General features: G+C 66.6%; 8 protein-coding genes. 6 read left to right on the top strand and 2 right to left on the bottom strand.

Annotated elements, in window-relative coordinates; translation table 11 throughout:
• Window positions 1-24 precede the first annotated feature (24 nt).
• Window positions 25-921 carry a restriction endonuclease gene (locus GA0111570_RS16125; RefSeq protein WP_092613616.1) on the bottom strand — a complete coding sequence of 299 codons (897 nt, stop codon included), beginning with the start codon at window positions 919-921 and terminating at the stop codon, window positions 25-27.
• A gap of 133 nt (window positions 922-1,054) precedes the next feature.
• Between GA0111570_RS16125 and GA0111570_RS16120 the strand changes: the two genes are divergently transcribed.
• Entirely contained in the window at window positions 1,055-2,461 is a 1,407-nt protein-coding gene (locus GA0111570_RS16120; RefSeq protein ID WP_092613614.1) for an IS1380 family transposase, read from the top strand.
• Window positions 2,462-2,750: 289 nt separating this feature from the next.
• Here the strand turns inward: GA0111570_RS16120 and GA0111570_RS16115 are convergent, their stop codons facing one another.
• Window positions 2,751-4,919, bottom strand: a complete 2,169-nt coding sequence (locus GA0111570_RS16115; protein ID WP_139283292.1) for a hypothetical protein — start codon at window positions 4,917-4,919, stop codon at window positions 2,751-2,753.
• 409 nt (window positions 4,920-5,328) lie between these two features.
• Here GA0111570_RS16115 and GA0111570_RS16110 point away from each other — a divergent pair, with 409 nt between their 5' ends.
• The 5 genes from GA0111570_RS16110 to GA0111570_RS16090 all read left to right on the top strand — a co-directional run bounded on the left by GA0111570_RS16110 (window position 5,329) and on the right by GA0111570_RS16090 (window position 11,942).
• On the top strand, window positions 5,329-7,089 hold the full coding sequence (locus tag GA0111570_RS16110; protein WP_092613610.1) for an SNF2-related protein: 1,761 nt from the start codon (window positions 5,329-5,331) through the stop codon (window positions 7,087-7,089).
• A 48-nt stretch (window positions 7,090-7,137) separates the two neighbouring features.
• Window positions 7,138-8,406, top strand: a complete 1,269-nt coding sequence (gene istA, locus GA0111570_RS16105) for an IS21 family transposase (protein WP_217634231.1) — start codon at window positions 7,138-7,140, stop codon at window positions 8,404-8,406.
• 8 nt (window positions 8,407-8,414) lie between these two features.
• Window positions 8,415-9,203 (top strand): IS21-like element helper ATPase IstB, encoded by a 789-nt coding sequence (gene istB, locus GA0111570_RS16100; protein ID WP_092613717.1) that lies wholly within the window; start codon window positions 8,415-8,417, stop codon window positions 9,201-9,203.
• A gap of 139 nt (window positions 9,204-9,342) precedes the next feature.
• Window positions 9,343-10,911 (top strand): helicase-related protein, encoded by a 1,569-nt coding sequence (locus tag GA0111570_RS16095; protein ID WP_175557544.1) that lies wholly within the window; start codon window positions 9,343-9,345, stop codon window positions 10,909-10,911.
• Entirely contained in the window at window positions 10,908-11,942 is a 1,035-nt protein-coding gene (locus GA0111570_RS16090) for a helicase domain-containing protein (RefSeq protein WP_092613604.1), read from the top strand. The genes GA0111570_RS16095 and GA0111570_RS16090 overlap by 4 nt, the downstream gene beginning before the upstream one ends.
• The last annotated feature ends 241 nt before the right edge of the window (window positions 11,943-12,183 follow it).

Raw genomic sequence — 12,183 nt, 5'->3', positions numbered from 1 at the left:
AGCGGGAGCACAGGAGACAGGCGCTCATTCGAAGAAGTCCTCGTCGACCTCGACGATCTGCACCGTACGCCTGACCTGGACCCCCACGCCGTAGCGGACCATCAGCGCTGCGAGACGCTGACCGTCGATGAGGATCACCCGGGTTGGCACGGAGTCGACGTAGGCCCGGGCCCCGGTGGCGAAGCGGCCGGTGGTGAAGACACCCTGGTTGGCCTGGTTGCCGTGCAGTGCCCCGACGAAGGCTTGGATCTCCGGCCGCCCGACACTGGCATCGAGGGCATAACGCTTCGCCTGGACGTAGATGCGGCTCAGCCCCAAGGCGTCCTGGTCGACGAAGCCATCGATCTCTCCATCACTGGACCGTTGGGACCCAGTGACCTTGCCTCCGGCTCCCCCGTAGCCCATCGCCAAGAACAGGCCCAGAATTGCCTGCTCAAAGAACGCAGGATTCTCGGAATTTAGCCGAGTTAGCAGGTCCGCTCCGACGCTCGCCTGGAGACGAGCGACGCCGGTCTCGATCTGCTCGACCGGGTCGATCTCCTGCGCAACCTCCAACGCATGATCTATGGGCTCAACCGACTCAACCGACTCAACCGAGGAACCCAGCAGTGGTCCGAGATCTATGAGTCGGATGCGGTGCGGATGCTGGGCCAACAGGGTTCTACCCGCTTCCGTGATCTGGTAGATCCCACGTGCCGGCCGCCGGGCTGCGCCGTATTGAGCCAGGCGGGAGAGCGCCCAGTTCGCGCGGTTCTCCCACCGGCGTTGCCCCGACTTCATCATCTCCTGGCGAGCCTGCTCGGTCAGGCCGAGCTCGTCCGCGGCGGCCTCGCGGACGTCCATGGCCTTGTGGCCGACGCCATCCGACAGAAACCGAAGAGCCGAGGCACCGAAGTACTCCCAGGTCGGGACCTCAGTCATCGGAATCTCCTAGCCTGCCCCTTTCATGTGGGGGCGTCTTGAGGGCTGGGCTGGGGATGTGAAAGTGCTCCTGGCTAGGGAGAATGGGAGTGTCTAGATCACATTCCGGCCCGTAGCAAGGAGCACCTCCGAGGTGAAGAATACCGGCTTGTACCCGCGCGTCCATATCGACCGCGCCGATGTCCCCGCGGTCGGGCAGGCCGGGGGCCTGCTGCTGGTCGAAACAATCCGCGCGACCGGCCTGGACCGGGCCCTGTCGGCGCAGCTGGCGGGCTGGCGCAAACCGTTCGCGGTGCATGATCCGGGCAAGATCATCTGCGACCTGGCCCTCACGCTCGCGTTGGGCGGGGACTGTCTGGCCGACATCGCCCAGCTGCGCGACGAGCCGGGCATCTACGGTCGGGTCGCGTCCGACCCGACCGTCTCCCGCCTCATCACCCTGCTCGCGAAGGACGCTGATCGTGCCGTGGCCGCGATCGGGCGGGCCCGCAAGGCGGCCCGTCAGAACGCCTGGCAGTTGGCGGGTGAGGCGTCCCCGGCCCGGCGGGCGACGGTGGCGGATCCGTTGGTGATCGACCTGGACGCGACCCTGGTCACCGCGCACAGCGAGAAACAGTTCGCCCGTCCGACGTTCAAGAAGGGCTATGGCTTTCACCCGTTGTGCGCGTTCGCCGACCACGGCCCCGACGGGACCGGCGAACCGCTGACGATCCTGCTGCGGCCCGGCAATGCCGGATCGAACACCGCCGCCGATCACCAGAAGGTGATCGCCGACGCGCTGGACCAGGCCGGTCTGGGGCCACGGCCCGGACGCAAGGTCCTGGTCCGCATCGACGGGGCCGGGTCGACCAAGGACACCGTCGGCACACTCACCGCGCGGAGGGTGGCGTACTCGGTCGGGTTCACCCTGCCGATGAACACCCCCGAGTTGTACCGGCTGATCCGTGAGGACATCTGGGAGCCGGCCTACAACACCGACGGCCAGCCCCGTGACGGCGCTGATGTGGCCGAGTTCACCGGGCTGCTCGACCTGGACGGGTGGCCGGCCGGGATGCGCGTCATCGTCCGCCGCGAACGGCCCCACCCCGGCGCCCAGCTGCGGTTCGACGACGTCGACGGCTACCGCCTGACCGCTTTCGCCACCAACACCACCCGCGGACAGTTGGCGGATCTGGAGGTCCGTCACCGGCGCCGGGCCCGCTGTGAGGACCGGATCCGCAACGCCAAAGACACCGGCCTGACCAACCTCCCGTTGCACGGGTTCGATGCCAACCGGATCTGGTGCCAGATCGTCGCCCTCGCCGGAGAGATCACCGCCTGGATGGGACTGCTCGCCCACCCCGACCACCAGGCCCGCCGCTGGGAACCCAAGCGACTGCGCTACCGCCTCTTCACCATCCCCGCGACCCTCGTCCGCAGAGCCCGCCGCATCCTTGTGCATGTGTCCGCCCGGCACCGCTGGTCCGGGCTCGTCGAAGAAGCGATCAACACACTGCGGGGCCTACCGGCCCCGGCCGTTGACGCCGGCCCCGACCGTTGACCGCCACCACCCCAAGGACCCCACAGGCCCGGACAGCCCGCCACCGCGTCGCCACGCGGACCATCGTCATACCCACCTGCCACAATCAGGCCACGAGGCGGAGATCCCAGCCCCGACAACGACAAGAGCCCGCACGGTGAAAGATCGAGGCTAGTCTCCTGGGCCGCATGCCACGGATTGATAATGGACCCCTCCCTTTGCACCGCGTGCTGGCGACGGCTGCCCGTCCAACGCGAAAACCGTCTCCCCTGACACCCTAATCATTCGCCAGCTTTACCAGATCCCGTCCTTACGGACGGTAGTCATCGTGGACCCGTATGCTGCTCAGTTCCACGCCCCCGTCCGCACGCGACCAGTAGTGCAGTCGACGCGCCGCCGGCGAGTTGCTCTGCAGGCTCACTCGCCAGCAGATCTCACCGCTGTCCCTGATGACGGGGGTGTCGTTGCCACCGAGGCCCGCCCGCAGGGGATGGAGCTCACGAGAGTTGAGCTCTGCATCTCTGCCCGTCAGGACATGCACGATCACCTCGATGACTTTTCCCCGCGAAATGCCTTCCACTTCCTGCAGTGTGCGCAGAAACTCGGGCCCGCAGGACCAGTCCTTCAGTGGCAGCTGCTTTTTCTCCGACGGCAGCGTCATGCGTGCCCAAGCCTGGTGGATCTCGAAGTCCAATTGCTCGGCAGGGTCCTCGAACAGGCCGCTGTCATCCTGCCCTGCCCCTTCGCCTTTGCGCCTCTTCGCACGGCGAAGCTGAGCACGGATGCTCTTGAGTTCGGCCTCCAACCTGACCCGGTGTTCGTGCTCCTCCTGGAGCTCGGCGATGAGCTGCACCGTCTCGCGCTGGAGGGCAACTACCCGCGGATTCTCGGGGACCGCGCGGGCCGCCGCAGTCTCCTCCTCCTTGCCGACCTCCTCGGCAGCAGTCGGCGGGAGCACTGGCGCCTCGTTCGCGCTCATATCGGGCGGGAGCAGCCACGAAGGGCCACCTACCAGAATGCTCGGCGCCGGTTCCGCCTCGATGCTCTCGTCAGCCTCGGCAACTGACAACAGCCAGTCGCCCTCAGCGTCAGCGGCAACCAGGAGCGCTGCCATGACCTCGCCCTCCGTGACGAGTCCCCGGAGATCACTTTGTTCCCCGATCAGGTCGAGCGCGGTGATGGTGTGCGTACGTCCAGGGAAGGACTCCACCTGGCATGCCTCGGCAGTCACAGACGTCACCCTGACCAGGACGACGTCTCCGGCGTGATAGGAGTCCAAGGCCTCCTCAGGTCGACGCCGCATACCGCCGACATCAATGCGCTTGCTCTCCGGATCGAGGAGTCCTTCGATCCGCATCCCCTTGGCGAAGAGTTGCCGGGCCGGAGTGTCGGGCTCGATCAGTTCAGGCCACAGGACACCCTGCTGTGCCCCGCCCAGATTGACCAGAGCACGCTCGGCGATGACACCCAGGACCTCACCCGTCACGGGAAGCGGTGCGGCCTTCGCCGACATGGGTGCAGAGGACACGGAGGTCGATGCCATGCGCATGACGTCCCCGATAAGGGAGCGGGTGATTCGGGTACGGTCGGCACGGCTGTGCGCGAAGTGCAAGGGCGAGACGTACGGATCGCTTTCCCAGGCTGTGCCGAGCGGGTAGACGCGTGCAGCGCCGCCATAGACCTGGCAGCGCGGAGGCACGGCATCACTGAAGGCCCAGCTCGCCTCCACTGTGCAGATCTCGAAGACGGTGGCGAGGCCTTCGAGGTCGTTGGTTAACTCCTCCACATCGGCGTAAGCCTCACTCGCCTCAGTGGCCCAGGAAACCACGACGGCTGGAAACCTGCGAGACGAGCTGTGTAGGAAGGTAGCGAGCTGCTGGGCTTCGGTAGCTGTTGTGATGCGGGCAGGGGGCGGCGATGTCGCTCCCTCCCTCGGCGTCACAGGAAGAGGGGCCCCTCCTGGGTTCGATGACGCGGAAGCTCGTTCTGCCCCCGAACGGGATTGTGCGTGCTTGATGTCCATCATCAGGTCCCGGCGCAGGCGTGCGCCGTCATCACTACTGCGTGCATGGCGTACAGGCATCGTGAACGGCTGTCGCTCCCACTCCCTGCCTGGAGGGTAGATTCGACAGGCCCCACGGTGCACACTTGCGCATTCATCCTCGAGTTGGTGCGCCATCGCCTCGGTCAGGTCGCCCTGGGGGATGGTGACGACGTCGACAGCACCTCCAGCCGATTTGAGCAGTTCGGAAGCCGAAACGTACGGGCCCCTCTCGCCTTTCGCCACGGTCAGGACGGCTACTGGGCGCCTACGTGACTCATTTCGCAAGTACTGCACGAGCCCTGCAACATCGACCACATCGTGCAGGATCACAGGAGTATCGCTGGGGAACATCGAGCCCTCCGAGACGACCTGGCGACCATGCCCGCCATTGCGGTGCCCTGATTTGTTATGCCGGCCCGATACTTCGCGATTCATGGTGAGCTCCATTTCGTGCGTTCGGCTCTGGGGAAGAGTGCCGAACCGTATCGCCCCATCGAATCGCACGCCTATGACATCTGGCATCCCCCTATCGGTCAGGCTCGCTGTCCAAGTGGCTGCTTCCCTCCTCGACCACCACGCGTCGGCTTGCACGAGGGCCACCTCGTCAGCGCGCCAGGGCCACGGAACCGGCAGACCCGACTCGCTGGCCGAAGGGATGACATTACCTAGCCAACCGGGCGACGCAGGACCTCGCTTCGGCACGGTCAGATGGATGGCATGGGACAGCGACGCTCCGACTCCCGGCACTCTGGGGTCGAAAGCCTTGTGTCGGGTGACCTGCAGGCGACCTGTCTGTGGCTACCTCTAGGCTCTCAGCAGGCACACAGTTCGAGGAGGAACAGGGATGGCGCTGGATCGGATCGGCTATTACCCCGACGTCGAGGGTCTCGACAGCGTGCGCGGCACCGCCGAGTACCACCGCGTGTTGCTCGTAGGTCCACGCGCCGAGGACATCCGTGCCCAGACCCCGTTCCGGTTCCGCGAGGCAGGCCCCGAACTGTCGGACTTCCCCGTCGGAATCTACTGGCGGATCATCGACGACCGCCTCGATGCGATGGTGCTGGCCGATGAGGTGGGGTCCGAGCCTGAACCTTCCGAGGAGTCCGTCCTCGCACATGCGGATCCCGACAGCTTTGGTCCGCTCGGGATGGAGTGGTTGGACGCCTACTGGGAGGACGCCCTCCCTATCGACGCTCCCAGGTTCGGAAAGGGGGACCTGACCGTGCATCGGGCCAGCGGGCGTGACGCCACGGTCGAGAAGCGCACGCTCACACTGACCGGGCAGCCTCGGCGCGCGGTCTGGAACTATCGGGTGAAGACAGAGGGCAGGTTCGTCACCGTCAGCGAGGACACACTGGAGCCTGCCGCCGATGCCACTGATCTGCACTCGCTACTCGACTCCGAACCGGGGACGGCCCGCGGATTCGGTGCCACCTTGACCTACAGCAAGCTTAGTTTGGGCGTGACTGATGCCATCTTCTCCTACAAGGCCACCAAGTCCATGTACCTGCCCTACCAATTCAGGCCGGTGCTGAAGTTCCTCAACACCTATGCCCAGCGCATGCTGATCGCCGACGAGGTCGGTCTGGGCAAGACGGTCGAAGCCGGGCTGCTGTGGACCGAGATGGCTGCCCGCAACCAGGCCAACCGCGTCCTCGTCATCTGCCCATCAGCGCTGGTCGTCAAGTGGCAGCAGGAAATGCGGCAACGTTTCGGTTTCGAACTGGAGCGATTGGACGGGGCCGGACTGCGCCGCCTGGCCGAGAAGGTCGCCGACGGCAAGCCGCCGAAGGAGTACGCGTACGTGGCATCGCTGCAGACGCTGTCCAGGGCAACCGACGCTCGTGCGCTACTGACCGAATCGGACTTCACGACCGATCTGTGCATCGTCGACGAGGCCCACCAGCTCCGCAATCCCCGCACCGCGGCGCACGACACCGGTGAGGATGTAAGCCTCTGGTCGCCCGCCCTCGTGCTGCTCACCGCCACCCCGCTGAACCTCGGCAACCATGACCTGCTGTCGCTGATCCAGCTCCTCATGCCCGGCGAGGTCAAGGACCTGCGGGATCTCGAGGAACGGATCGAGCACCATGAGCCCTTGCAGAACATTGTGAGGAGCGTGTCCGACCGCACGAGCTCGAACGCTGATCGGCGCCGGTGGCTCAACGAGATTGCTGCGTCACCCCTGGGAGCGGCACTGCGCCAGCGAACGGCATTCCAGGACCTCAGTGAGCTGCTCTCGTCCGACACGCTCGCCGTCGAAGAGGTACCGCGACTGCGTCGCTACTGCAGCGAACTCCACGGCCTGTCCGCTGTGGTGACGCGCACGCGGAAGTCCGAGGTGCGCCAGGACCGCACGGTCCGTCATGCCGTGCCGATCGAGGTCGACTGGACAGATGCGGAACGCCGGTTCTACGACGACTACAAGGAGTGGGTACGCCAGGAGGCCCGAAACAACGACATCCCGACCGGATTCGCCTTGCAGATGCCCTTGCGACTGGCAGGGTCGTGTCTGCGAGCCACAGCAAAGACAGTGCTCAGCCGCGCGGCCATCGAGCCCGAGGTGGCCGACGACGACTGGGTGTCGATGCCGAGTGAACACTGACCCTGTGGCGCCGAGTGAATGTTGACCCCCCTCGGACAGAGTGAGGGAGTGATCAAAGTGGAGGATTGGGCAGAGATCCGTCGGTTGCACCGGTCGGAGCAGATGGGGATCAAGGCGATCGCGCGGCGGTTGGGGCTGGCCAGGAACACGGTCCGTTCGGCGTTGGCCGCCGATACCCCGCCGAAGTACTCCCGTGCCCCGCAGGGCTCGCGGGTCGATGAGTTCGAGCCGGCGATCCGTAGGCTGCTCAAGGAGTTCCCGGAAATGCCCGCCACGGTGATCGCAGAGAAGATCGGGTGGGAGCCCTCGTCGTCGGTGTTGCGGGCGCGGGTCGCGTTGCTGCGGCCGTTGTTCAGCCCGCCCGACCCGGCCGATCGCACCACGTATGTGGCGGGGGAGATCGTGCAGTGTGATCTGTGGTTCCCGGGCAAGGTGGTCCCGGTCGCCCCGACGGTGTTCGCGGACCCGCCGGTGCTGACGATGGTGGCCGCGTATTCGGGGTTCATCATGGCGTTGCTGTTGCCCTCGCGGCAGGCCGGGGACCTGGTCGCGGGGATGTGGCAGCTGCTCGCCGGGCTGGGCGGGGTCCCGAAGATGCTGGTCTGGGACAACGAGTCCGGCATCGGTCAGCATCACCGGTTGACGATGTCGGCGCGCTCGTTCGCGGGCACCCTCGGGACCCGGATCTACCAGGCCGCACCGCGCGACCCGGAGACCAAGGGTGTCATCGAGCGGGCGAACGGGTTCTTCGAGACGTCGTTCATGCCCGGGCGCTCGTTCACGGGTCCGGGTGACTACAACGCCCAGCTGGCCGAGTGGTTGCCGCGGGCCAATGCCCGGATGCTGCGCCGGACCGGGCAGCGCCCCGGGGTGCTCATCGAGGCGGACGTCGCGGCGATGGGTGGTCTGCCGCCGGTCGCGCCCACCGTGGGAGCCTCGAGCCGGGTGCGGTTGGCGCGGGACTACTACGTGCGGGTCGACGGCAACGACTACTCGGTCGACCCGAGGATGATCGGCCGGTTCGTCGACGTCCATACGGGCCTGGGGGAAGTGGTCGTGACCTGGGCAGGGACCCAGGTGGGCGCGCATGTGCGGTCCTGGGCGAGTCATCAAACGATCACCGACCCCGACCACGTCACGATGGCCGCGCAGCTGCGCACCGCCTTCCAGGCGCGCACCGCCGCGATGCGCGGACCGGTCCCCGCCCCCGGGACCGCGGTCGGTCAGCGGGCCCTGGCGCACTACGACGAGGTCTTCAACCTGCCCGCCGCACCACCCTTCCCGCCGGCGGCGCCGACCCTGAAGGTCGTGCGGTGAGCGCGCCGATGAGCGCACTTGCGGGCAAGGACGTGGCCGGGGAGATCACCTTCCTGGCCCGCGAGCTCAAGGCCCCGGTGATCGCCGCGACGTTCAGCGCCCTGGGTGACCAGGCCCGAGCCGAAGGCTGGTCACACGAGGAGTACCTCGCCGCCGTGCTGGGCCGCCAGGTCGCCTCCCGGGTCGCGAACGGCACCAGGATGCGCCTGAGCGCGGCCCGGTTCCCCCAGATCAAGACCTTGGAGGACTTCACCTTCGAACACCTGCCCACCGCGCCGCGCGACATCATCGCGCACCTGGCCACGACCACCTTCGTGGCCCGCAAGGAGAACGTCGTCCTGCTCGGCCCGCCCGGGATCGGCAAGACACACCTGGCGATCGCGCTGGCGATCAAAGCAGCCGAGGCCGCCTACCCGGTCGCGTTCAACTCCGCGACCGGGTGGATCACCCGCCTCGCCGACGCCCACGAACACGGCCGCCTCGAGGTCGAGCTGCGCCGCCTGAACCGCTACCGGCTGATCGTGATCGACGAGGTCGGCTACCTGCCGTTCGACGCCGCGTCGGCCGCGTTGTTCTTCCAGCTCATCGCGTCGCGCTACGAGACCGGGTCGGTGATCGTGACGTCCAACCTCGCGTTCTCCCGCTGGGGGGAGACCCTCGGCGACGACGTCGTGGCCGCCGCGACCATCGACCGCCTCGTCCACCACGCCCACGTCATCGCCCTGGACGGCGACTCCTACCGCACCCGTGCGCACCGCACCGGGCCACCACCAGCAGCACCCCAGACGACCAACTAGCCATCGAAAACAGACCCAGGGGGGTCAAAGTTCAACCGGCAAAAAGGGGTCAAAGTTGGCCCGGCGTTGACACTGGGAGCTGGCATCCCGCCCCACTGCTGGATCATTCCTCGGAGAGGCTGTCCCGCCACACCAGTTGGTGGCGGATGCCCAGGCTGTCCTCCGGGTCGACCGGAAGTACGACGCGTTGTTGCGACGGCTGCGCACGCCCGAGTTCAACGGGCATCAGGCCCTGGTCTTCACGTTCTTCCGGAACACCGCCGACTACCTCACCAACCGGCTCGCGGCGGATGGGCTGCGCGTCGCCAGTCTGCACGGCGGCGTCGCGGCCGATGATCGACAGCGCATCATCGCCGAGTTCCGGGAGGGCAGATACGACATCGTCGTTGCGACGAAGGTCGCCAGTGAGGGCTTGGACTTCGAGTTCTGCTCGGTAGTGGTCAACTACGACCTGCCATGGAACCCGATGGAGGTCGAACAGCGGATCGGCCGCATCGACCGTCTGGGCCAGAAGTCGGAGAAGATCAACATCCTCAATCTGGTCACCCCGGGGACGATCGAGACCGACATCTTCCTGCGCCTCATGGATCGCACCCACGTCTTCGAGCATGCGATCGGTGAACTCGACGAGATCCTCGGGCAGGAGTTCCAGAAGGCTTCCGACACCGTCCTGGAATTCACTCTCTCCGGGGAGGAAAGGCAGCGCCGGATCGACCAGTCGCTGATGGCCATCGAGCAGCACCGGGCCGACAACGCCGAGGTCAGCGATGCCGCGGCCTTCCTGCAGGCAGGTGACGACTACGGGATCGATGCCATCGAGCAGAGGGTCGCGCGCGGTCGCTATCTGGGGCAGGCCGAACTCGCCGGTCTCGTGACGGAGTGGGCGGCAGGACGGGGTGGCGCGACGGTCATCGACCAGAGGGCCCAGGAGTTCAGGGTGGACTTCACCCAGGAGATGCACGAAGCCGTCGTGGAGTGGCGGCGTTCACTGCTCGAGGTGCCCGGACGCGTACGGGAGCTGGAGACCGCTCCTTCGCTGACCTTCAGCTTGGATGCTGAACGGGCGCGCCAGCACGACATGCGGCTGCTGAGCGGCAGCCATCCCCTCGTCCGGGCCGTCGCTTTCTCGGCCAAGGAGCATCGCATCACCAGGTTCGGCAATGTCCAGGTGCGTTGTGCGGGAGGATGCGAGCCCGGTCTCTATGCGGTGGCCATCGCGTCGGCCGGATGGCAGGGACTGCGCCCGACGAGCGAGCTGTGGGTCCAGGCCGTCGACCTCGACAGCGGTGAACAGGTCCATGGGGGTGTGGAGGCAGCCCTGTTCGCGGCGCTGGCGAATGGGGAACTGCTGGATTCACGGCGACGCATCCACGAGGATTTCGCGTCCAGGGTCAAGGAGGCATTCGCCCTGCTCGACGAGCGACGGATCCACGAGGAGCAGAAGCGCCGAGCAGACAACGAGGCCCTCACCGAAGAACGCCGGATCCGGGCCCAACGGACGCGGGATCGGCAGGTGGAGATGACGCGCGAGCGGTTGACGCAGAACCGTATCAGCGGCAACCACACCATGGATGCCGCCATACGAGGGAAGGCACGCAAGGCGGAGCAACGGTACAACGACGAGATCAGCCTGATCGACAGCCGGGCGGCCTCGAGCCTCGACCTGAACCAAGTGGCCATCTGCCAGCTGCAGGTGGTCCCGGCATGAGCAACACCTCCGATGAGCTCGCCTACGAGCGCGTCATCAACCGAAAGTACCTCCAGTACGTCGAGAACAAGCCTGACTACCCGATCTACGGAGTCCGCAAGCGCCCGAGGAACTGGGGCCCCCTGACCGGCCGTGTCTCGTTCCTCCAGTCGGGGCCAGACGACGACGCAGAGTTCTACATCGGCCCGGAGCAGGCGACCTGGGAGGGAGTCGAAGTTGTCAGCTGGGCCGCGCCGGCAGCGCAGGCCTTCTTCACCAGCGACCGCCGCTGGAACGGGCAGTACATCCGCGTACGCCGTCGCTTCAACAGCAACCAGGACTACGTCATCGGGTATTCAGACGAGTGGGTGATGCGCAAGAACGCAGCGCCTTTCCCCCGGCCCAAGAAGCGCCGTGCACTCGTACGCCCCAACGGCTCATCGGTCCAGAGTGGTGGCGATCGCCCGGATCCTGCCGAGCGCCCCATGCCATCTGCCGCTGAGCTCGAGGCCGTGCGCTTGGCAGAGTCCGAGCAGAACAACGCGAACCGAGCCGACTATCTGCTGCAGGTCATGCAGGCCCCACGCCAGGACACCCTCGGCCCTGTGCTCTCGACGCTCCAGCCCGAGCAGTACGAACTGGTCACGGCTGACCCGGCGACCTCCCTCACCGTCCAGGGGTTCGCCGGCACAGGTAAGTCCATCATCGCGACCCACCGCGCCGCTTGGCTGACCCATCCTGATCGGGAGGGACCGGCGGTCCATGACCTCTTGCTGGTGGGGCCGAGCCTGGTGTGGGCCGACCACATGGAGCCTGCCGTGCGCGGCCTGCTCGCCGGCGACGCCTGGGTCGAGACCCGCACGCTGGGCGAGCTGATCATGGACCTGATCGGTCTTCCCCCTGACTATGCGGACACCGTGTCAGCCTGGGACGTGGGGCCGATCATCACGAAGTTCGCAACGCTGGTGATACGCGAGGTGGTCAATGAATATTCGCTTCACTGGGGTCCGTCTGTCGTGTGGTCGGGGGCCGGCGGGCTGATTCGGCGGTAGCGGGCTTGGGGGCCGGGTGTGGCGTGCTTGGGGGCCACCCTGTTTAGGCTCCTTCCGCCGTGTGTATAGGGCGCGCGGCGGAAGGAGTGGGTGTTCATGGTACGGAAGATCAGAGCGAAGCTGGTGTTGCAGTTGCGCGCCGAGGGCTTGTCCGGGCGCGCGATCGCGGCATCGCAGGCGATGTCGCGCAAGAGCGTCACGGCGGTGCTGGAGGCTGCTGATGCGGCCGGTGTCGGTTGGG

The sequence above is a fragment of the Raineyella antarctica genome, assembly GCF_900092135.1.
GTDB lineage: Bacteria > Actinomycetota > Actinomycetes > Propionibacteriales > Propionibacteriaceae > Raineyella > Raineyella antarctica.
Note: the sequence above shows the minus strand (reverse complement) of the source record. Positions and strands in the feature narration are given on the sequence as shown.